The sequence below is a fragment of the Krasilnikovia sp. MM14-A1004 genome, assembly GCF_047159485.1.
In the GTDB taxonomy this organism is placed as follows: Bacteria; Actinomycetota; Actinomycetes; order Mycobacteriales; family Micromonosporaceae; genus Actinoplanes.
On sequence record NZ_AP038773.1, the window covers coordinates 1,728,891 to 1,750,368 of the forward strand.

The 21,478-nt window shown below is 66.4% G+C and carries 19 protein-coding genes and 2 pseudogenes; 11 read left to right on the forward strand and 10 right to left on the reverse strand.

The features are described from left to right. Window positions 1-78: 78 nt before the first annotated feature. Window positions 79-1,053: a helix-turn-helix domain-containing protein gene (locus tag ACMCNN_RS07945; protein WP_412745527.1), complete on the reverse strand. Its 975-nt coding sequence runs from the start codon at window positions 1,051-1,053 to the stop codon at window positions 79-81. Between the two features lie 55 nt (window positions 1,054-1,108). On the opposite strand from ACMCNN_RS07945, the gene ACMCNN_RS07950 reads away from it, so the two are divergent. Beyond that, the gene (locus tag ACMCNN_RS07950) at window positions 1,109-2,329 is read left to right on the forward strand and encodes an MFS transporter (protein WP_412745528.1); all 1,221 of its coding nucleotides are present in this window, start codon (window positions 1,109-1,111) and stop codon (window positions 2,327-2,329) included. Window positions 2,330-3,053: 724 nt separating this feature from the next. On the opposite strand, the gene ACMCNN_RS07955 is transcribed toward ACMCNN_RS07950, so the two are convergent. From ACMCNN_RS07955 to ACMCNN_RS07975, 5 genes and pseudogenes are all read right to left on the reverse strand, one after another. After that, entirely contained in the window at window positions 3,054-3,338 is a 285-nt protein-coding gene (locus tag ACMCNN_RS07955; protein ID WP_412745529.1) for a DUF1349 domain-containing protein, read from the reverse strand. 85 nt (window positions 3,339-3,423) lie between these two features. Next, on the reverse strand, window positions 3,424-3,837 hold the full coding sequence (locus tag ACMCNN_RS07960; protein WP_412745530.1) for a hypothetical protein: 414 nt from the start codon (window positions 3,835-3,837) through the stop codon (window positions 3,424-3,426). 364 nt (window positions 3,838-4,201) lie between these two features. Further along, window positions 4,202-5,095 (reverse strand): hypothetical protein, encoded by an 894-nt coding sequence (locus ACMCNN_RS07965; RefSeq protein WP_412745531.1) that lies wholly within the window; start codon window positions 5,093-5,095, stop codon window positions 4,202-4,204. 65 nt (window positions 5,096-5,160) lie between these two features. Beyond that, window positions 5,161-5,457: pseudogene (locus tag ACMCNN_RS07970) on the reverse strand (hypothetical protein); the annotation flags it as partial. A 1,880-nt stretch (window positions 5,458-7,337) separates the two neighbouring features. Beyond that, window positions 7,338-8,216: a helix-turn-helix transcriptional regulator gene (locus ACMCNN_RS07975; RefSeq protein WP_412745532.1), complete on the reverse strand. Its 879-nt coding sequence runs from the start codon at window positions 8,214-8,216 to the stop codon at window positions 7,338-7,340. A gap of 216 nt (window positions 8,217-8,432) precedes the next feature. Here ACMCNN_RS07975 and ACMCNN_RS07980 point away from each other — a divergent pair, with 216 nt between their 5' ends. From ACMCNN_RS07980 to ACMCNN_RS08000, 5 genes are all read left to right on the forward strand, one after another. Further along, a complete protein-coding gene (locus ACMCNN_RS07980; protein ID WP_412745533.1) occupies window positions 8,433-9,470 on the forward strand; it encodes a zinc-dependent alcohol dehydrogenase family protein in 1,038 nt (345 codons plus the stop codon). 52 nt (window positions 9,471-9,522) lie between these two features. Further along, on the forward strand, window positions 9,523-9,921 hold the full coding sequence (locus ACMCNN_RS07985; protein WP_412745534.1) for a DUF2255 family protein: 399 nt from the start codon (window positions 9,523-9,525) through the stop codon (window positions 9,919-9,921). 10 nt (window positions 9,922-9,931) lie between these two features. Then, the gene (locus tag ACMCNN_RS07990) at window positions 9,932-10,819 is read left to right on the forward strand and encodes an aldo/keto reductase (protein ID WP_412745535.1); all 888 of its coding nucleotides are present in this window, start codon (window positions 9,932-9,934) and stop codon (window positions 10,817-10,819) included. A gap of 18 nt (window positions 10,820-10,837) precedes the next feature. After that, on the forward strand, window positions 10,838-11,821 hold the full coding sequence (locus ACMCNN_RS07995; RefSeq protein WP_412745536.1) for an aldo/keto reductase: 984 nt from the start codon (window positions 10,838-10,840) through the stop codon (window positions 11,819-11,821). 90 nt (window positions 11,822-11,911) lie between these two features. Further along, window positions 11,912-12,256, forward strand: a complete 345-nt coding sequence (locus ACMCNN_RS08000; RefSeq protein ID WP_412745537.1) for a carboxymuconolactone decarboxylase family protein — start codon at window positions 11,912-11,914, stop codon at window positions 12,254-12,256. A 430-nt stretch (window positions 12,257-12,686) separates the two neighbouring features. Here ACMCNN_RS08000 and ACMCNN_RS08005 read toward each other — a convergent pair whose 3' ends face one another. The 3 genes from ACMCNN_RS08005 to ACMCNN_RS08015 form a co-directional block, all read right to left on the reverse strand. Continuing rightward, a complete protein-coding gene (locus tag ACMCNN_RS08005; protein ID WP_412745538.1) occupies window positions 12,687-12,959 on the reverse strand; it encodes a hypothetical protein in 273 nt (90 codons plus the stop codon). A 145-nt stretch (window positions 12,960-13,104) separates the two neighbouring features. Beyond that, window positions 13,105-14,043 carry an NYN domain-containing protein gene (locus ACMCNN_RS08010; RefSeq protein ID WP_412745539.1) on the reverse strand — a complete coding sequence of 313 codons (939 nt, stop codon included), beginning with the start codon at window positions 14,041-14,043 and terminating at the stop codon, window positions 13,105-13,107. 603 nt (window positions 14,044-14,646) lie between these two features. After that, entirely contained in the window at window positions 14,647-14,847 is a 201-nt protein-coding gene (locus ACMCNN_RS08015) for a DNA-binding protein (protein ID WP_412745540.1), read from the reverse strand. Window positions 14,848-15,032: 185 nt separating this feature from the next. Between ACMCNN_RS08015 and ACMCNN_RS08020 the strand changes: the two genes are divergently transcribed. The 3 genes and pseudogenes from ACMCNN_RS08020 to ACMCNN_RS08030 all read left to right on the forward strand — a co-directional run bounded on the left by ACMCNN_RS08020 (window position 15,033) and on the right by ACMCNN_RS08030 (window position 19,287). Beyond that, window positions 15,033-15,311: a hypothetical protein gene (locus tag ACMCNN_RS08020; RefSeq protein WP_412747097.1), complete on the forward strand. Its 279-nt coding sequence runs from the start codon at window positions 15,033-15,035 to the stop codon at window positions 15,309-15,311. 282 nt (window positions 15,312-15,593) lie between these two features. Beyond that, window positions 15,594-16,892, forward strand: a complete 1,299-nt coding sequence (locus tag ACMCNN_RS08025) for a hypothetical protein (RefSeq protein ID WP_412745541.1) — start codon at window positions 15,594-15,596, stop codon at window positions 16,890-16,892. A gap of 573 nt (window positions 16,893-17,465) precedes the next feature. Next, window positions 17,466-19,287 (forward strand): annotated as a pseudogene (locus ACMCNN_RS08030) (IS481 family transposase). Here ACMCNN_RS08030 and ACMCNN_RS08035 read toward each other — a convergent pair. Then, window positions 19,241-19,594 (reverse strand): hypothetical protein, encoded by a 354-nt coding sequence (locus tag ACMCNN_RS08035; protein WP_412745542.1) that lies wholly within the window; start codon window positions 19,592-19,594, stop codon window positions 19,241-19,243. The pseudogene ACMCNN_RS08030 and the gene ACMCNN_RS08035 overlap by 47 nt on opposite strands. A 356-nt stretch (window positions 19,595-19,950) precedes the next feature. Between ACMCNN_RS08035 and ACMCNN_RS08040 the strand changes: the two genes are divergently transcribed. Then, on the forward strand, window positions 19,951-20,487 hold the full coding sequence (locus tag ACMCNN_RS08040) for a hypothetical protein (RefSeq protein ID WP_412745543.1): 537 nt from the start codon (window positions 19,951-19,953) through the stop codon (window positions 20,485-20,487). A 74-nt stretch (window positions 20,488-20,561) separates the two neighbouring features. After that, window positions 20,562-21,419 carry a toll/interleukin-1 receptor domain-containing protein gene (locus ACMCNN_RS08045; RefSeq protein WP_412745544.1) on the forward strand — a complete coding sequence of 286 codons (858 nt, stop codon included), beginning with the start codon at window positions 20,562-20,564 and terminating at the stop codon, window positions 21,417-21,419. Window positions 21,420-21,478: the final 59 nt, after the last annotated feature.

Consider the following 21,478-nt stretch of genomic DNA (forward strand, 5'->3'; position numbering starts at 1 on the left):
CAGTTGCGGCGGTTGAGTCATCAGCTTGCGGCGACAACCAGCGCTGGACCCTGTCGTGACATCGGCCTCTCGGCCGGATCATCGCTCCGGATGCCCTGATCCGGCCAGGAGGCGGTTGCCCAGATCGGAGCGGCGGTAAAGCACCGAACGGCCGTGGCGGGCGCTGACCAGGAGCCCGCCTGCGCGCAGAGCACGTAGGTGCTGGTTCACCGCGGTGGTGGTGACGCCCAGACGGGACGCGAGTTCGGTGGAGGAGGCGGGGGCGTCCAGGCGGGCGAGCAGGCCGGCCCGGTGGGCGCCGAGCAGGGCCGCCAGGGCTCCCGGGGCGGGCAGGGACTCGGGCTGCCACAGTGTGCCGGAACCCCGGGCCAGATAGATGATCATCGAGGGCTCGTCGGGGGAGATGGGGGCTGCCACTGCCGGGGTCCACATGGTCGGGACCAGGGTGAGGCCGCCAGAGGTCGGGCGGGTGTAGTGGACGTTGGAGTGCAGGCGCACCTCCACGGTGTCGCCGGTCATGGTGACTCGGTCGGACAGGCCGGCGAACATCGTGGCCAGGCCGTGCTGGGCGATCTCGCGCCCGCGGTGCGTGACGTCGCCCTCCAGCAGGGCGCGCATCCGGGGCCAGTGTGGGGCGAAGCATTGGTCCCAGTAGCCGGCCAGGGCAGTGACCACGCGGGAGAGCGCGTCCGGCTCGCGGAGCGGCGGTGGGATGCGCTCGTCGGCGCGGTAGAGCAGGCGCAGGCCCCGCTGGACCACGTCGGGTGGGGTGGCCGCGATCGTGGCGAGTTCGTCCTCGATGCGGGTCAGCGGGGAGCGTGGTTGCGGGGTCAGGAAGTCGGGGGTCCACGTTCGCTCGTCGACGAGGGCCAGCAGCATCTCGGTGTCGAGGGCGTCGCGGGTTTGGTGCATGCGGCGGATCCACGGCAGGTGGATCGGGAAACGGCCAGGGTCGCGCCAGCTTCGCAGCGACAGGACCAGCTCGTTGAGGGGCGAGACGGCGAACCGGACGCTCGCCAGGTCGGGGCCGACGAGCCTGTATCGCACAGGCATGAAGCAGGACGCTACATCAATCGTGTCCTTCGCCCGCGGCGGGTGAACTGTGCCCGTGCCTGTGAAACGAGTCCTGACCTGGGCCACCATGGCCACCTCGACAGCCAAGGGGATGATGTTCAGCGTCAGCGCGCTGTTCTTCACCACAGTGGCCGGGATCAGCCCGGCGACCGTCGGGGTGGGCCTCACCGTCGCTGGGGCCGGGGGAGTGGTGACGGCGTTCGCGTCCGGGCGGCTCTGCGACCGGTTCGGGCCGCGGCGGGTGCTGATGGTCGCGGCCACGGCGCAGGGCGGGGCGCTCGCGGCGTACTGCCTGACCCGCGACGCCGGCACGTTCGTGCTGGTCGCCTGTGTGGCGGTCGGTGCCGAGAGTGTGCAGCGGACCGCGCGCGTCGCGCTGCTGGCCCGCGCGTTCACCGGCCCGGACCGGGTCGGGGTGCGGGCCTGGCTGCGGGTCGTGGACAACGTGTCCATCGCGGCCGGCTCCGGATTCGCCGCCGTGGCGCTGGCGGTGGGCAGCCGGTCCGCCTATCTGGCGGCGGTGCTGGCGGCGGCCGTACTCACTTTGGTCGCTCTGGTGCCCTTGCGGGCTCTGCCCGCTTTCATCGGGGTGGGCGGTGAGCGGCCGGCTCAGGGCGGCCGGTCACCGCTGGAAGATCGGCGGTATCTGACCGCGACCGCGCTGCACGCCGTGGTGAGTGTGCAGTTCCTGCTGCTCACCGTCGGGATGCCGCTGTGGGTGACAGGCCACACCGCCGCGCCGGACGTGACTGTCGCGTTGTTGCTGCTGCTGAACACCGGCCTGGTCTCGTTCCTCCAGGTCTGGTCAACCCGGCTGGTCAATGACGTGCCATCGGCTGGGCGGGCGGTCTTTCACGGTACGGTCCTGCTGCTGGCGGCTTGTCTCTGCTACGCGGCCGCCGGATACCCGAGCAGTGCCGGGTTCGCCGTCGCGTTGCTGGTGGCGGCGGTCGTGGCGCACAGTCTCGGCGAGATCGTCTCCGAGACCGGCGGGTGGGAACTTGCCTTCGAATGGGCCGATCCGGCCAACTCCGGCGCCTACCAGGGCGTCAGCCAGGCCGGCGTGGCCATCGGCCGGGCGGTGGCCCCGGTCGCCGTCACGTCGACGGCCATCGGACTCGGGCTACCCGGGTGGCTCCTGCTCGGCAGTGTGTTCCTGGCCGCCGGCGCCGGAACCCGGGCGCTGAGCGCTGGGCGACGGGTACCGCAACTCGGACGGAGCGCGGAGGAAACGGTCAGCTCCCGCCGATGGTGAGCACGATCTTGCCGGTCACCCGGCGGTCTCGCTCAGTCCATCACGACGCCACCGCGAGCCAGGCGAACACCCACCCGCAGCACCGTCCAACCCATCACGAACCACGGCACCCGTCGACCGGCCACGCGGCCTCCCCAGGACGCGTCACTGCGGCCCGATCCGGGCCGGCTGTCCGGAAACACGAATGACCCACAACAGATGGAGATCAACAACCCGGGGCGCGGCCCTGAGCAGCCCTAACCCGACCCAGCCGTGCGTCAGAAACCCGTCAAACAAACAATGTTCGATCACCCGTCGACAAAGGCGGGCGAGTTGGCACGCCGCCAGGAGCGCGGTGCTGCCGCGCTAACCCGGCTCCTGGCCTGGACCTGCCGATCCTTGTTGGAATTTGGGTCCGTACGGTGACGTAATCGGTGCGGCTCTGCGGATGTACGGCGCCGTCGGCCAACGGAAGGCGTGCAAGCCTGGGCCGACGCGCTAGGTGCTGAACCCTACGACGTTCACCCGTCAATTCGGGCCACCCACCTTGCCTCCTATGCGGAACTCGCTGACGGAACCACCGTCAGCCTGACTGCCAGGCTCGACAGGGACCCTGTGCCGTCCAGGCCTGCACGGATTGTGGCGTCCATAGCATGGCTGCGGTCTGCCTCTCGGGTTATGTCGAAGGCTGTGGGCCCACCTTCCTTCAGCCGCTGCAGAACCGCCTCCGCTGCTCGGTCTGGGCTCATGCCCCGTTCGCGTCGTGCGAGGATCCGCGGGTCACCACCGAGACCACCATCGGGACCCCTTCCGGTGGCGCATCGAATGCCAGCTTGAGCCAGCGATCCGGGCCCTCCCGGACGATCAGCGCACCCGCGTCGAAAGCGGCCCCGAAGGCCGGGGCGACGAGCGCCGAGAACTGGAAGTCACCCCGGTACGAGCCGAGCAGCAGCGGCGCCTCGGCGCGCACCGATCCGTCCTCAGGGCTGGTGAAGAGGTCCGTGCGCGGGCCGGCGGCGACGGTCAGCACACCTCCTTGTAGGCCCAGCTCTCCGGTGCGGGTGACCAGCTCAGCGGGAACGGCAGTTCAGGCACGCGGATCGCCATGCCGACCGTTATACCGGCCCGGCGCTGCCCACCAGGGGCAGCAGGCCGGCCGGATCGTCCACCGTGTACTCGCAGACCGCGTCATCGGGGTCGACCAGGTACCAGCGCGTTCGTGACGAGCACTTCTCAGGGTGGACGGCGAGGCGCCGCGCCACTGGCGCATGGAGCCGCGGATCGGGCTTGCGGCATCGCTCCTGCCAGGAGAAGACGAGCGGGACGAACGCGGTGGGGCTCCAGCACTCCGCCAGCTCGGCACCGCAGTCGCTCAGCAGGCCGATCCGGAACCCCCGCCGCCGGAGTTCCGCCAGGACGCCGAGCGCCTGGTGCCGCGGCTTGCGGAGGCGGGCATGACCGCTCCGGTGATGCGCGAGCGCGACGGGGAGCTGGGCGGATGACGGGTTCGCTTCGCAGGAAAGCGCCACCGCACTCAGCGTGCTCTCCGTCCCAAGGGTGGACCCCGATGGTGCGCTCGCCGAAGCTCCCGGCCAGCGCCTCCCAGAAACGCGGCTGGCAGACGCCGAGCAGCTCGCCGGTGCGGTGCGCGAGGGGCTCGCGATACTCCTCTGCGCCGGGGTCGGTCAGCGTGCCGAAGTAGCCGAAGATCACCGCGCGCGCATGGCCCACACACGGACGCGCCGGAGACCCCCGTGGTGCGAGGGCCTCCGGCGAGGCGGTTCCGTGCGGTGGATCAGGATCCGCGAAGGATCAGGTTGCCGTTGTTCGCGGCGCCGCTCTGCGAGCCGCTTGTTTCGCTGGCGCGTTTACGGCGCCGCATTCCCCGCGGCTTTATCCCGCTGGCGTTTCGTTCAAACCCAAACCACGCAGGATGTTATCGCGGTTCGCGTTTGCGCGCAGCGCGGTCAAGGAATTCAAGCGGCCCAGCAAAGTCGTGGAAGATGCGGGGCATTTCAAGTCTTGAATCGCCGACAAGGTTTTTTCAAAACGTTGGATGCGGCTTTCGAGGTCCGTCCCACTCGGAAAGCTCGCATTCTTGAGCGCTACCTGCGCGTTCACTTGGGCTTGAGTGGGTGGGCAGCGACCGGGAACTTTTACCCCGGTCGGGCCCACGCGGTCGGCCGTCGCGTTCGGATTGCCCGGGCTGAAGCCCAGCGCCGGCACCAAAGCGTTAATGTTACCGGAGCTGGCTCCGGCGTTCCCCGTCGCTCCATTCGCGGCCGCGTCACCGGATCCTGCGGCGGCTTTATCTGCTGGCGTTTCGTTCAAACCCAAACCACGCAGGATGTTATCGCGGTTCGCGTTTGCGCGCAGCGCGGTCAAGGAATTCAAGCGGCCCAGCAAAGTCGTGGAAGATGCGGGGCATTTCAAGTCTTGAATCGCCGACAAGGTTTTTTCAAAACGTTGGATGCGGCTTTCGAGGTCCGTCCCACTCGGAAAGCTCGCATTCTTGAGCGCTACCTGCGCGTTCACTTGGGCTTGAGTGGGTGGGCAGCGACCGGGAACTTTTACCCCGGTCGGGCCCACGCGGTCGGCCGTCGCGTTCGGATTGCCCGGGCTGAAGCCCAGCGCCGGCACCAAAGCGTTAATGTTACCGGAGCTGGCTCCGGACTCGGCGGCCTGGCTCATCCCCGTGCCGACCGCGAGCGCCGAGCCGAGCAGCGCTGCGGCGGCACCTCCAATCACCAGCTTGCGCGTCCGGCTGCTGACTCCGCGTCGATACATGCACGGCCCCTCTTCGTCTCGGTACTGCTTGCACCGAGATATACGAGCAATGATGTGGCAGCAGTTCATGACGCTGGGCAAGCGTTCCTTAAAGCTTCTTTAACGCGACTCCCGGGGGCGTGTAGCCGCCAGCATCGTCGCGCCCACGTCCGCGGGTACCCGGCCGCGGGTCAGCAGCGAGCCCGCCACCATCGCCGTGAACGCGAGCGGCACCGTCCACACGGCTGGCTGCGCGAGCAGCTCGGTCTGCCAGCCGGACAGCGTCGGCCCGAACACCGTGACCAGCACCGCGGCCATCGCGGCGCCGCCACCGGTCGGCACGCCGAGGCCGCCCCGGTGTCCGTGAGCCCGCGCCACCAGATGCGTCGTGGTCTACCGGCGCCGTTCGGGCCGACAGCACGATCCGGGCCCGCGCCTCAGCATAGGCCCGGAAGGTCCAATCTGTACTGTTGTCAGCCAACCCGGCCGAGCCGTTGCAGACCTGCTCGCCCGTTGTTCCCCGCGTTGCCGTTGCCCGGGTTCTGGCCTGACCCGCGTTCTGGCCCTGGCCATTTCCGGCGCCCTGCGCCGCGCACTGCTCGGCGGCGTTCTGATCGGCGCCGGCGTTGGCGCCCGCGGTCGCGCCGGCGCCTGCGTTGGCGCCGGCACCCGCGTTCTTGTTCTTCTTCTTTTTACTCTTGGTGGCCTTGTTCGCCGCGGCGGCAGTGCCGCCGCGGCTGCCTTCGCGGCCTTGATCGCGGCTCTGGCGGCGTCGCTCTTGGCGAACGTGTCAGCGCTGGTGGCACCGAACTGCTGCAGGAGGGCCGCGCAGTCCTGGGATGACGCGTTGCCGGATGCGTCACCCGCGGCCGCGTCACCGGATCCTGTGGTGGCGAACGCCGTACCGGCCATCATCGCGCCGATCGCGCCGATCGCGGCGACACCGGCGACGATCCCGGCCATCCGGCCGCGCCTGAGAGGAGGTCGCTCGTGCTCGCGCACCAACAATAAACCCGTTGGCACGCCTCGGTACCCGTGCTATTCCCCGCGAGCGGGGGCCCTGGAAACAGCCGGCAGCCGGTGTGCGCCGTACCCGCGAGATGGGGAGGTCCCATCTGCTGCCCGTCGCGGCCGATCCCATCCGGCCGGACTCACAGTGGGGTACGCCAGCCCACGACCGGGGTTCAACCGATGAGGAAGTAGAAGGTGGTTCCCGGCGCCGAAGGTGAAGGCACCGGCGCTGCCGCTGGATGCCAGGGCGTCCAGGAGTGTCGTGCCGGACCTGGACCGACTCACTGGTTCTGATCAGGAACGACGGAGGTGGCACCGTTCCGGTCGAGGGTGGAGGCTGCGCCCAGCGGTCGCCGGGGATCGGCTGCGGCGTGCCGGTGCTTCAGCCTCTGGCAGCTCCTGCTGCAGCTGACTGGTCGACGCCAACATGGACCAGGTCAATGACCTGGGGGCGTGGCCCGGTCGTCCACTGTTCGTCCAGCTTGTCCTCGACTGCCTTGCGGTTGCCGCGTGCCCACCTGGCCTGGCTTGTGGCGAGCACAATCACGTCGGCAGTCATGATCCGTGCGGCGTGGACGAGCTTGCCGGCGGCCTTCTCGACGTTCTTGTCGGCCTTAGGCCGTTGTTGGACTTGCCCTCACCGACATAGATCTTCCCGTCTATGACGGAACAAATGTCCAGCTCGGCCTCAAAGTCTCCGCCGTGAATGGTGATCTCCGGGCACCACAGCAGTGATTGGCTTCCGCAAAGCACATCAAGTGCACGGTTCTCCTGTGACGCCACCCTGCGGCGATCATGCGCTCGTGAGCGGCGCTGTCTTCGCCCGCACAAGCAGGTCGGCGGAGCCTGCTGGGTTGAGGGCTGTGGCCAGGTGAACGCGCTGTCGACGTCGATACACGATGTCCGCCGGCGGAGCGCGCGTCTGCAGGATCTTGAACGCGATCTGATCGGCGCCTCGCGCAGCGTGTCGAAGGGGCTAACGCTCGTCCTAGCCTGGGGAGAAATAGACAGTCAGTTTGACTCCCAGCTATGAAAAGAGGCAGCTCAGGGGCCGATCGTTACGCTATCGCCGGTGCGACGACGCATTCCTGTCCGGCTCAGTGTTCAGCCGTAGTGCCGTCGGACGGGACTATTCCGCTGCGCCGCTCGAGGAGGGTCTCGCCGTCCGCGGTGAGGAAGTCGCCGAGCGCCGAGCCGACCGTCGCGGCCTGACTGCGTCGCATCGGCTTGCCCGTCCGTTGACGGGTGTTTGTCACGCCTGCTGGGTGGCGCGCAGATGGCTTTCGTCGGTGGCGGCCCAGCTTGCGAGCAGTTCGAGGCCGTCGCCGGAGGGGGTGCCGGGGACGGCGGTGTAGGTGACGATGGTCAGCGGTGTTTCGTCGCCGGGCAGTTCGAGGGCTTCGTGGGCGAGTTCCAGCAGGCCGATGGCGGGGTGGCGGAATCGCTTGACGCCGTGGCGGTGCACGTAGACGTCCTGGGCGGCCCACCAGCCTCGGAAGGGTTCGCTGTGCATGGACAGCTCGCCGATCAGATTCATCAGTTGCTGGTCGTACGGGTTCGCGGCGGCGGCCAGGCGTAGCGCGCCGACTGATTCGCGGGCGACCTTGTGCCAGTCCGGGTAGAACGCCTGGGCGTGCGGGTCGAGGAACGCGAACCGCATCGAGTTCACCGGCCGGACCGCGGAGTGGAACAGGGGCGCGTACAGCGCCCGGCCCAGCGGGTTGGCGGCGAGGATGTCGAAGCGGTGCGTGCGCAGGAAGGCGGGCACGCCGACCATGGAGTCCAGGACTTGGCGGATGGCGGGCCGGATCTCGGGGGCACTTGTCCGCGTGCGGGCGCGGGCCGGGGTGCTGCCGGCCGCGCGGGCGAGGTGGTGCAGGTGCGCGGTCTCGGTGTCGTCGAGTTGCAAGGCGCGGGCGAGCGCTTCGAGGACACTGTCGGAGGCGCCGGCGAGGTTGCCGCGTTCGAGGCGGGTGTAGTACTCGACGCTGACCCCGGCGAGGGCAGCGACCTCTCCTCGGCGCAGTCCGGCGACGCGGCGGCTGCCGTGGGCGGGGATTCCCGCCTGTTCCGGGCTGATCTTGGCCCGGCGGGAGCTGAGGAACGCGCGGACCTCGCTGCGGTTGTCCATGCCCCCAGGTTAGGCAGCCTGGACGGCTTGAGGGGGTCCCTGCCGGTACCCCTTTGAGCGGTGACTCCCTCCCCGGTCCGGTGTGAGTTTTCCTGGATGCATGGCCATTGCTTCCGCCACGCTTACCGGTCCGGCCGTCGCCGTAGTCCTGCTGCTGTTCATCGCGGCGGCCAGCCTCGCGCTGCACGGCCACCACCACGGAAAGGCATAACTGCCATGCGCGCCGCCCTGTACGGCGGACCCGGCGACATCACCGTCGGCGAACGCCCCGACCCACGCATCGACAACCCCACCGACGCGATCGTGCGCGTCACGCTCGGCTGCGTCTGCGGTTCCGATCTCTGGTACTACCGTGGGGAGAACCCTCACGCCCTCGGCCCGATCGGCCACGAGTTCATCGGCGTCGTCGAGCAGACCGGCGCGGACGTCGCCACCCTGCGGCCGGGCGACCTGGTCGTCGCGCCGTTCACCTTCTGCGACGGCACCTGCGTCAACTGCGCCGCGGGGTGGACGGGCAACTGCATCAACGGCGGCTCATTCGGCAACCACGGTGTCGACGGCGGCCAGGGCGAGTACGTCCGCGTCCCGTACGCCGACGCCACGCTCGTCAAAGTGCCCGCCGGGAACTATTCCGACGACATCATGAAGTCGTTGCTGGCCCTGTCGGACGTCATGTGCACCGGGCACCACGCCGCGGTCAGCGCCGGAGTGAAGTCCGGCGATACCGTCGCGGTCGTCGGCGACGGCGCGGTCGGGTTGTCCGCGGTCATCGCCGCCCAGCGCCTCGGGGCCGAGCGGATCATCGCGCTCAGCCGCAACCCGGTCCGGCAGGCCATGGCCCGCAAGTTCGGGGCGACCGACATCGTAACCGAGCGCGGCGACGACGCCACCAAACTGATCATGGACATGACCGGCGGGATCGGTGTCGACGCCGCGCTGGAATGCGTCGGCACCGCCCAGTCCATGAACACCGCCTTCGGCGTCGCCCGCGTCGGCTCGATCGTCGGCACGGTCGGCGTGCCGCACGACACCGTCGTGCCGATCCAGACCGTCATCTTCCGCAACATCGGCCTTCGTGGCGGCGTCGCCCCGGCTCGCCACTACATCCCCGACCTGCTCGGCGACGTGCTCAGCGGCCGCATCAACCCCGGCCTGGTCTTCGACTACGAGACCGGCCTGGACGACGTCAAGGACGCGTACGACGCGATGCTCGAGCGTCGCGCGACCAAGTCGCTCGTACGTTTTGCCGGCTGAGCGCCCGGCATGAACATGCTCAACCGGGGCATGACCGAAACGAGGAGGCATTGTGCCAAACCCGACTGAGACAGCGAGCTGGACGAGCCAGGAGCTGTCCACGATCGGCCGTGCCGAGGAACTTGAGATCACGTCGTCGCGCGGGGACGGCACGCTGCGCCCGTACGTGACGATCTGGGTCGTGCGCGCCGGTGACGAGATCTATGTCCGCTCGGCGCACGGCCCGGACAACGGCTGGTACGCACGTGCCCGGCGCAGCGGTGCGGGCCGCATCCGCGTCGACGGTCTGGAACGCGATGTGCTGTTCGCCGATCCGGCGGCGGACGTCCACGGCGCGATCGACGCCGCCTACCACGCCAAGTACGACCGCTACGGACCCGCGATCGTGGGCTCCGTCGTGGGGAAGCAAGCGGCGGCCTCGGTCACGACCCGCCTGCTCCCTCGACTCTGAGAGGACCGTCATGCCCACCATCCCGCACCTGACGCTCAACAACGGCGTGCAGATGCCCGCCATCGGCTTCGGCGTCTTCCAGACCCCGCCGGACGAGACCCGCTCCGCCGTCGAGGCCGCCCTGTCTGCCGGTTACCGGCACATCGACACCGCCGCCGCGTACGGCAACGAGCGCGAGGTCGGCGAGGCCATCGCGAAGTCCGGCAGCAACCGCGACGAGGTCTTCATCGAGACCAAGGTCTGGATCAGCGATTACGGGTACGACCAGACGCTGCACGGTTTCTCCAAGAGCGCCAAGAAGCTCGGCGTCGACCAGATCGACCTGCTGATTCTGCACCAGGCGCTGCCCTCGGAGTTCGACAAGACCCTGGACGCCTACCGGGCCCTGGAAACGCTGCTGGCCGACGGCAAGGTCCGCGCGATCGGCGTCAGCAACTTCATGGTCGACCACCTCACCCCGCTGCTCGACACCGCCACCGTTGTTCCCGCGGTCAATCAGATCGAGGTCCACCCGTACTTCCAGCAGCGCGAGGTGCAGGCGTTCGGCGCGCAGCACGGCATCCTCACCCAGGCGTGGGCGCCCATCGGCGGCATCACCTTCTACCGCGACAGCGGCCACCGCAGCACCCTCGAAGACCCGGTCCTCGGCGAGATCGCGCAGGCGCACGGCAAGAGCCCGGCCCAGGTGATGCTGCGCTGGCACGTGCAGCAGGGACGCTCGGCCATCCCGAAGTCGACCAAGCCGGCGCGGATCGTCGAGAACTTCGACGTGTTCGACTTCGAGCTCACCGCCGAGCAGCTCGCCGCGATCGACGGCCTGGACACCGGCAAGCGCGGCGGCCCCGAGCCGGCCGACATCACCCTGGAAGCCTTCGGCCGCCCGATCCCCGAAGCCTGATCAACCCGGAGGACCATCATGCTTACCGCGAGACTCGGCAACCTCGACGTCGGCCGGATCGGCCTCGGCGCGATGGGCATGTCGCACGGTTACAGCGGCGCCGGCAGCGACGACAGCGAGTCCGTCCGCACCATCCACCGGGCCATCGACCTCGGCGTCACGCTCATCGACACCGCCGAGGTCTACGGTCCGTACGTCAACGAGGAACTGGTCGGCCGCGCCCTGCACGGTCGCCGCGACCAGGTCGTGCTGGCCACCAAGTTCGGCTTGATCTCGCACACCGGCCGGGGCGCGGGCCAGCCCGACAGCAGTCCGGACAGCATCCGCACCGCCGTCGACGGCTCGCTCAAGCGGCTCGGCACCGACCACATCGACCTCTACTACCAGCATCGCGTCGACCCGGGCACCCCGATCGAGGACACCACGGGCGCCCTCGCCGACCTCGTCCAGCAAGGAAAGATCCGCTACGTCGGACTGTCCGAAGCCTGGGCCGGCACCATCCGGCGCGCCCATGCCGTACACCCGGTCACCGCCGTGCAGTCGGAATACTCGATCTGGACCCGCGACCAGGACGATCTGCTGCCCGTGCTGCGCGAGCTGGGCATCGGCCTGGTCGCCTACTCCCCGCTCGGCCGTGGCTTCCTCACCGGCGCCCTGCGCACACCCGCCGACCTCGACAAGCTCGACGACAGCGACTTCCGCAAGAACCACCCACGCTTCACCGGCGAAAACTTCCAGCGCAACCTCCACATCGCCTACCAGGTGCAGCAGATCGCCGACCAGCTCGGCGCGACTCCCGCCCAAGTGGCTCTGGCCTGGGTCCTCGCTCAAGGCGACGACATCGTCCCTATTCCCGGCACAAAACGGGTCAGCCGCGTCGAGGAAAACACCGCCGCCGACGCCGTCAAGCTCACGTCCAAGCAGGTCGCCGCACTGACCGCGCTACCTCCGGCGGAGGGCGGCCACCACACCGACGACCAGATGAAGCTGATCGAACGCTGAAGTCGCCACGACACGCGCTGCCGCCGTCCCTGCTCGCCGGCGGCGGCACGCGCCACCAAGCCAAACCGACTCATCCGTCTGGAGTAAACGATGAGCACCACCGGAGAGCCCTCGACCGCCCAACGCCTCGTCGGCGACATTGCACCCAAGCTCGCCGAACTGACCGACGAAGTGCTGTTCGGCGACGTCTGGGACCGCCCCGAGCTGGCCCGCCGGGACCGCTCGCTGATCACCGTGGCCTCCTTGGTGACCAACGGCAGCACCGAACAGCTCGTCAGCCACCTACGTCTCGCCAAACAGAACGGCCTGACCGAAGCCGAGCTGGTCGAGGCGATCGTCCACCTGGCCTTCTACGCCGGCTGGCCCCGGGCAATGTCCGCAATCGCCGTGGCCAAGCGAGTGTTTTCCGAAAACGGGCAGCTGGACAAGACGTGAACAGGTCAACGCCGCGACCGCCTGCTACCGGTACTCCGCCCGCATCGGCGTGCTCCCCGGCTCCCGCACCACCAGCGCTACCTCAGCCAACCGCTGCCCTGACCGGGTGGCTGGGTGAGGTAGCGCTGACCGCTGGCGGTGAACCCGCGCTGGAAGGCAGACGGGCGAGACCATAGTTGGACACGAACCGTCGATGTCCTGCACATAACCGCAGGTCAAAGCCATCGAGACAGATCGAACCGGACACCCAAAAGGGCATCCGGCTCGATAACGACTGCTCGTGGGCGATACTGGGATCGAACCAGTGACCTCTTCCGTGTCAAGGTATGATCTTGAATGCTTGACCGGGGCCTAGCCCTGCACTGGCCTGCATAAACGGTCCGTCGGAGTCCGTGGTTGTCCGGCGTTGTACCACCCGGTTGTCACTCAGTTAGTCACCCAGAGCGGTGTCCCATGGCCCGCCACGGGAGATCCCAGCAACCTCGCTCATTGGGATCTTGGCAACTAGGAAGTCCACCGTTGGCGCGGCGAACGGAAAGCCCACAACCCTGATCTGATTTCGCTCGTCAGCATCCACGTCGGCCAAGACCGAGAAGAGTGCAAAGCCGTCTTGCTCGGTGTAGCCATCAGCCGCGAGTTCTGTCACCCCGCCAGAGTTGAGCGTAACGAGCCACTTGCTGGGTGGTCCAGTTGCAAACTTCACGATCGACAGGCTACAAGGATCGCTGGGTTATTACCCCTCACTCTCGGCCGGCGTGCGGCTACGACACTAGCTGTCCGGAAACCTGTGCGTAGCCGGTGCGCCCTTTGCGCAGATGAGGTCGTCGGTCAGACCTGGCTACCCAGGCTCACGGCGCCTCGTCATACTTTCTCCAGAACTGCGCCCGAAGCTGGTGCCGCACCTGTTCACTTAAGTCGAATTCGTCACGACGGTCGGACAAGTCAGCCAGCAACGCCTTGTCGATGTCGCGTGGGATTGATGGCTTCCCGGCCTTGAGTTCCGCCAGTGCCTCCTCGGTGGCGGACTTGCGGAATGTCGTCAGGACGTTGATGACCACCGAGTCGATCTGTTCGGCGAGTTTGTCGGGGTCCTCATACTCCGGCGCCATCCGCGGCTCGCCGCCGGTGGCCGCGCTGTAGGTGAGCACGGACGACACCAGACGCGGCGTAGCCGGATGCCCTAGCCCGGCGAGGTCCCTGGGCGTGGCCTTGGCCAACGGCTGCCCGGCCGCTGGCTGCGGCACCGCCGGCGGCAGCGCGACCATTTCGACCCTCGTTACTGTCCTATCAACGATCTCCGGGGGCAGGATCTCAAGCCCGTCGGCCGCCCGGATCAGATGCCGGCTTATGCCGTGCGGCTTGTTGTCCGTGCTCGGAACGGCGAGCAGGATAACCTGCACGCCGTGAACCTGGGCCTCCTCGACAGCCTCGGTCAGATCGTCGTCGCCCGAGACGAGGATGAAGACATCCGCAGCCCCATTGCGCGCGTGCGTCACCAGGTCAAGCCCGATACGCAGGTCGACGCCCTTCTGCTGTCCCTCCATGCCGAACCGGCCGAGCCGCAACTTGACCTTGGGCAATTCGCCGATGCGCTCCTGCCGGGGGTCGGGCACACCGTCCTTGGCCGCGTCGTACCAGTGCACCCGCAGCAATGGCAGCTCCGACATCCCCTCGGCCTGCTGTACAAGCGCGTCGACCAGCGGCGCATAGTCGACCTGAACCCCATGGCGCAGCGACGTCCCGGTCACCCGGATGGCCGCGGAACTGAGCAGGTAACCGACATCCACGTAAAGGGAGCACCTGGACCTCATGGTTCACAGAATGCCACCACCCTCATCGACCGGCCGCAGCTGGCCCCGGCATGCGCGATCAGGATGTCCTGCTGTGGTGCTAGGCCGAGAGGCCCCTCCCTGCCGTGCAGCCCGGACTCACCCGACTAGGGCATCCGTCGATTCCGTACGCATCTCACCAGGTAATGAAGTGAAAGAAGCGACAGCGGTGATACGTTGCTGCGTGATGTCAACAGCCCGCCCGTTGGATCTTGCGGATTGCTCGGCTGCTGGTCGGAACGGTGGGCACGGTTGGTTTCGAACCAACGACCCCTCGCTTGTAAGTTCTGGGCGACCTGTCCGGCGCGGTCCGTACGTGGCCGTGACCTCGGAGAGTCGTCCATCGCCGGCCCTTGTTGATCGCCGCCGTATGGGGCGGTTGCTGTCAGCGTTGCTGTCAGAGCCGACTCCCACAATGCCAGGGGGCACTCGCTCAAGATCGCTGAACTGCGACATGCTGACCAGCGCGAACGTAGGTCAACTTCCCGTGACTCCCCGCGACTCCCCTTCAGCGAGCCGCCCATTTGGCACGGATCTGGCACGTCGCCCACGCTGCCCGAGTCACTCATCCGGCTCCGACAGCGGGCGCCGGTGGGCGCTCATCCACGCTTCCACATCCTGGGCAAGCCAGACCTTGCCCTGAGCCAAATCAGCGATGGGCTTCGGGAAGTCGCCTCGGATGGTGATCTGGTAGGTCCGTTGGCGGCTGACCCCGCCGAGCCGGACCCGGATTTCCTCGGCCCCCATGAGATGAAGTCGCATGCCTACCATGCACACGACAATAGGCACTCGACCACCTCAGGCCAAGGTGTGTGTTCCGGAATCGACTCTGCCCGCCGCCGCGCACGTACGATGCCCTACGAGCAGAGAGTTGCTGTTCGCGCCATGTCGATCAGCCGTGGTGGCGACGAGCGGGGCTTTTGAGGCAGCTCGACCGACGGGGAGCGATGGCCTTAAATAAGAAGATCGCGGCCCAGCTAGCCGAAGACCGCCTGGTCGAGTGGCGTCACCGGCGTTATGACGAATGGCGAGCCATGATCGACGAGAGCGAGCTGCGCCAGGTGGTCGCTGAGGACGGCAAGAGTTACAGCGTCAGCAGCTTTGCCCTTGACGACGGCGATGGCCGCATCCGAATGTGCGTAGCGGTCGACGACGCTGGATGGTCCTCGTTTGCCCCTCTCAGCCGGGACGAGATCATCAATCCAGATGGCACGTTCGTTCCGTGACCTATGCCGTGTCAAGGTATGATCTTGAAGGATTGACCGGGGCCTAACCCTGCATTGACCTGCATGACCGGCGAACCCCGCGGATTGGGCATAGACCTGAAGCGGGCCCGCCCGTCGCCGCCCCCGACGAACTCGACTGCGACAAAGTTTGTAGCCGACTGCGGAATGCTCTCCACATGGTGATCATGCCACCCGCCAGACGCATCCAGGTCCCCTTTCGAGGCCCCTGGCTCGCAGGACGGCGTGCTGGTGATCCTCTTGCACACTGCATATCCTGGTTCCGTGACGCACAGGCCCATGACCTCGGACAAGATAACGCCCATCTACGAGCTGCCGGAATCCGGTGAAGTCCCGCTTTATGATGGCGACTTTGAACTGACCGTGGAGAACGACACCCAGGTCTTTCAGGGCGTCTTGATTCTAACGATTGGCGAAAGAACTCGGCTTCAAGCCAGGATTCGCGGCAACGACCGAATGTTTTCGCGTTACTCGGAGGCCGATAATCGGAGGCTGCTGATACCAAGCCCGCGATCGACTGGAAGCCCAGCAAGCCGCCAGAATGGGTTGGACACATCACCTGCTGGCTTGACGATCAGCTTGCCTGCCATTTCGTCCGGCGATGTAGGGCTCATCGAATGTGTCATCTTTCATCTAATTGGGACTGTAAGCGAGATTCCCCTTCCCAGAGTCGACACCCAAGACGGACCACAAGGCCAGATTTGCCTCCCTATGCCTGGATGGCAGGTTGTGCTCGCCGAGGTGAATTCGGCGGCTGATGCGCGGGAAAGCGCGTTCGTCATTCAAGCGACACCCGATCGCCTGCCAGTCTCAATTGAGGAAGTATCACACCTTCGCGAGAGACTCTTCCTTCTGTTGAGTTTCGCTGCCGGCAAGGAGATCGGCCTCGGGCCCGACGTCGGCTTGGACGGAAGTCGTCAAGTAGTATGGGCGACTTGGGGTGCGCCCCGCTATTCAACGCGCGAACCCGGAAGAACTTGGTGTCCCGACAATATCTACAACGAGGCATTGCCAATGCTGGCCCGCGGCCTGTCTGATCTTGCGGACAAACCAACCCTTGAAAAGGCAGTCCTCCGCGCGATCGACTACCTGCTGGCAGCGCAGGGACATCAACCACTCGATGTGCGGCTACCGGTGGCGTGCTCAGGTTTGGAGCTCATGGGATGGGCGGTGCTTCAGCATTTCGGCTGGGCAACCGCCGATACACTCGGGCGGCTGTCGGCGGCGGCCACCGCGACGCTTTTGCTGCAATGGGCTCGTATCCCGACTTCGATACAGCCGGATCAGAAAGCGTTGATTGGTCGACAGACACGAGTAGGGCAACGCGATTGGCGTGGACCTGACGTCATATTCAATGTTCGCAACGGTCTGGTTCATCCGCCCAAGAAGTTTGATGCACCGGAATGGCCCATGGGGAAAGAGGTTGATCAAGCGTTGACATTGGCACTGTCCTACTTGGAAACCACCATCCTGCGAGCGCTCTCGTACGCGGGGAAGTATTCGAATAGGCTCTCGACAAAATGGCTGGGACAAACCGAGTCGGTACCTTGGTCGTCTGTCTAGCGTTAGCTATACAGACCGGGTGTTCCATCCTGTGGCTGAAATCAGCGATCGTCGAGTGGCATCGAATCACGCTCGAATCAAAGCCTCTTGGCCATTGCCCGGAGAGCTGAGTCGGCGACGGGGGCGGCGACGCGCGACCTGATGAGGGCAGGCCACCGGCCTGCCCTCTGACCACCTGCCCGAGGGGCGCAGAGGCTCCGAGGTCAAGGGCGGCCGGAGGCCGTCGCTTGCGACGCGAAGCGCCCTTGAGCTCGGAGGGGCGACCCGGACACAATGCGCGGCGCCGCCCCCGTCGCCGACGACCGCCACCCTCCCACGGCCTGGGGCGGCAGCTCGACCGCGGCCCGAAGCCGCTTTCCCACGCCAGCCGACGGGCGCCAGCGTGGACGGCCCGACCGACCAAGGGAGGGACGGCCACGCGCCCTGGCGGCGGCGTTGGCGGCCCGTTTCGGGCCGCATTTAAGACGTACAGAAAGTTTGAACCGGTTCCGAAGCATCCGATGTCGGGTCTCATGACCCGGGCGACAGATTGGTATCAGGACCTGGGCGACACTCCGCCGAGTGTTGGTGGAGATCAGCGTGGTGGAGCAGCGCTATCAGGCCGTCCTGGAGGTGCGGGCCGGGTCGACGGTCACGGACGTGGCCGAACGGCTCGGGGTGTGCCGGCAGACTGTGCACGAATGGTTGGCTCGCTATCGCGACGACGGGCTTGCCGGGTTGGCGGACCGGTCCAGCCGACCGCGTACTTCGCCGGGTCAGACCGCGGCCGAGGTGGAAGCGCTGGTTTGTGAGCTGCGCCGGAACCATCCGCGGTGGGGTGCCCGCCGGATCCTGTTCGAACTCGACCGGGTGGGGTCTCCCGGTCCGGTCCCGTCGCGGATCACGGTGCACCGGATCCTGGTCCGGCACGGCCTGGTCGAGCAACGGCGTCGACGTCGCCGGGAGGACTACCTGCGGTGGGAACGCGACCGGCCGATGGAACTGTGGCAGATGGACATCGTCGGCGGGGTGATGCTCACCGACGGCCGAGAGGCCAAGGTCGTCACCGGGGTGGACGACCACTCCCGGTTCTGCGTCATCGCCGCCGTGATCCCTAAGGCGACCGGCCGGGCCGTCTGCCTCGCCCTGATCGCTGCCCTGCGTGAATACGGGGTGCCTGATGAGGTGCTTACGGACAATGGCAAGCAGTTCACGGCACGGTTCAACCAGGGCGGTGGGGAGGTGATGTTCGATCGGATCTGCCGGGAGAACGCCATCACCCACCGGCTGACCAAGCCCCGCAGCCCGACCACCACCGGGAAGGTAGAGCGGTTCCACCTGAGCCTGCGCCGGGAATTGCTCGACGACCACCCACCGTTCGCCTCGATAGCCGACGCCCAGGCCGCGATCGACAGGTTCCGCTACCACTACAACACCGACCGGCCGCACCAGGCACTGGACATGGCCTTCCCCGCCGACCGGTTCCGCCCGAACACCGAAGACAGCCTCGCGTTGAAGCTGCCACCGTCGCTGAGCACCACAGCCGACCGGAACCGTCTACCAGCACCGCCCGCGATGACATCGCCCATGAGATCCGCCGATCGGGCCATGACTGCGACGGATCTCGCGGTCGAGGTGACCAGGACCGTTCCGGCCTCGGGCAACATGACCGTCAGCGGGCAGCAATTCTGGCTCGGCCCCGCCCACGCCGGACGCGAGATCACCCTGTGGGCCGACACCACCGTCGTTCACCTACTCCTCGCCGGGATCCGGCTCAAGACGGTGCCGTCCCGATTCAGCCTCGCCCAGCTGCACCAGCTGCTCACCAACGGCGGCCGACTGGCCGGGCCGTCCCCGATCGGCCCTGCACCGGCGCGGCCCGGCACTGCGATCGAGGTCGAACGGACCGTCAACGGCTGCGGCCAGATCGGCCTGGCCGGGCGGCAGCACCCCGGTCGGGTTCCACCTCGCCGGCCAGCGGGTCACCGCCCGCTTCGACCACGGAGTCCTGCACCTGCTCGACACCGACCGCACCCTGCTGCGCTCACTGCCGAACCCGCTGAGCGACCCCGAGGTCACCCGACTGCGCGGCGCCCGGCCCGCCGGACCCACACCCACGCCGGCCGCTGCGGCGTTGCGGGTCGACCGGCGCGTTAGCAGCCGCGGCAGCATCTGCATCGCCCACCAGAAGATCCAGGTCGGTATCGGCCACGCCGGCCAGACCGTCACCGTCGAGGAAGCCGACACCACCTTCCGCGTCTACGACGGCGACGAGTTGCTCCTGGAGGTCGTCCGCACCACCACCCACCCCATCGCCCGGTTCAAGGCCCGCAAGGCCGAACCGCCCCGACGCGGGGCAACCACAGCCGTCACCCATACAACGCTGCCTCGGCAGCCAACGCCGCAGGCCATGTAGCCACGAACGGCTTCACGTCCGGATCCCACGGTCCGACCTGCTCGACGAAGGACACCGAGACCAACTCACGGGTCCGCGGATCCGGCGACGCCATGGCGGCCTCCAACACCTCCAGGCATCGCCCGACCAACTCGGTGTCGCCCTGCTTCCAGGCCGCCACCACGAACGGCACGAGGTCACAGCCAAAGAAGACGTGCTGCAAGACCTCGTCGTTGTCCCGGACGTGCTCCGCGAGCGCTTCGCGCAACTCGGGCACCGCCTCGACCACCGACCCGACCACCCCGTCAAACGACAGATCCCACGCCACCTCGACAGCGTGGCCCCCGCCCACACCCGCAACAAGGCCACACGCCGATCCCAAACGGCTCACCCACGCCCGATAACGTGAGCGCAAGAGGACAGGAATCTAGCCGGACGTGTCGCCCACGTCCCGAGACAGATCCGTCGGCCACGTCCTGAAACTCGGCATCCGAAGCATCCGAAGCATCCGAAGCGTCCGAGGCTCGACACCCGACCTCGGCAGCGGAACGTGGCATCTGCCTGACTCCAAACCTGGCCGGTCCCCCGGTCGGGGAGGTGACGCACCATAGTAGATAATTGCAGCCGTCGGACCGTGTCGAGTGATGATCTCTGAAGAGGATGTTGATCAAGAAAGGATCCGCAGTGGCGGTTCAGCGGCCGAAGAACGTACAGGTACGGCTTGACCTAAAGCTAATTTCAGTCACAGGCACGTGGGAGCCGAACGATGCCGAACGTTCGGCAGCGTGGGAGCTGTACGTAGAGATTATCACCCGGGCCGCAGCCGTCCCGCTTCAGAACGGCCTATTGCGCGAGGCGCTCACGAGCCTATACTCGCTGTTCGGCTGCTGCCGGGAGATCCTGCGACGGTATGGTCCCGGAATTGCAGAAGCAAAACGTGACGGAGCTTTCAGTCTAGGTTATCTCGTGGTGGCCATGCTCAACTACACCGTTCGACCGGTGCTGTCATATTGGCACCCCGAGCTTCAAGCCTGGGAGCATGGCCGTCCGGTAGAAAGGTCGCCGCTCGAACACGAGAGAGAGTGGATTCGGTACGAGGAACTGCAGCGCTCTCTAGCTGAATGTAGAGATCATCTCGCTACCTACGCTCAGTTGCTTGCCGCTGGTTGCGGCGTCCCTGATCTGCGGACAGCGATCCCGGCACCACCGACCGACTACTGAGCAAACCATGCGTCCCGCCTCGAACCCTGTGCATTCGACATATACTTTAGAACCTTCAATGGAGGCGCCTGCGTATGGCAACGTTGGCCGAATATTTTTATGCCGACTTCAAAACGACTTTCACAGTCCACGGCGAGCTTGAATTTTTTACGCGTGAGGGTGCGTCGGTAGGGAAAGCAATACCCGGTTGCCACATGGACGCCAACGCCGCGGTGCGCTTCGTATCATTTCTGGTTTCTGAGGAGAGTTCGTCCCTTGGTATCCTTCGACACCTAGCGGTTCATCCGGAGAAGGCCCTAGCTGTGTGTGATGGCATAACTATGAGCACGGGTCATCCGGCGGCGGACTCGGAAGACACCCCGTTGACATCGTTGCCGTTCTCGTCACGAATATTCTTATATGTCGACCGCGTCCTTGGCGAGGACGAGAAAAGCCAACTCCGGGCTCAGGCGAACGAGGCTGGATTCAGGCTTGAAATACGAGATCAAGCCTATTCGAAGTATCGCAGCTACCATGAGGTGCCAAGAGCCTTCATTAGTCATGACTCGCGGGATAAAGCGGACTTCGTCCGCGATCTCGCAGATCACCTTCGTCGAATGCTATGCCCCGTCTGGTACGACGAATATTCATTGCAAGTGGGCGACAGCCTCCGCGAATCGATTGACCGAGGACTGCGAGACTGCGGCAAGTGTATTGTGGTTCTCTCGCCCAACTACATGAACAATCCCGGTTGGGCCGCAGCCGAGTTTGACGCGATAGTCACGAAGCACAACACCACCGGAAAGAACACTATTCTGCCTGTATGGCATAATGTTTCGCAGGCCGACGTTGCGAATTACAGTCCTATGGTGGCGAGCGTTGTTGGCCTTAGTTCGCAACTTGGGGTTGAAGAAGTAGCGCAAAGGTTGCTACGCAAGATCAGCCCTGAATGAGGTCGCTGCCGCCGTCATCCCCGGTTGAAGACCGTACATGCGGTGGAGCTGTCCGTCAC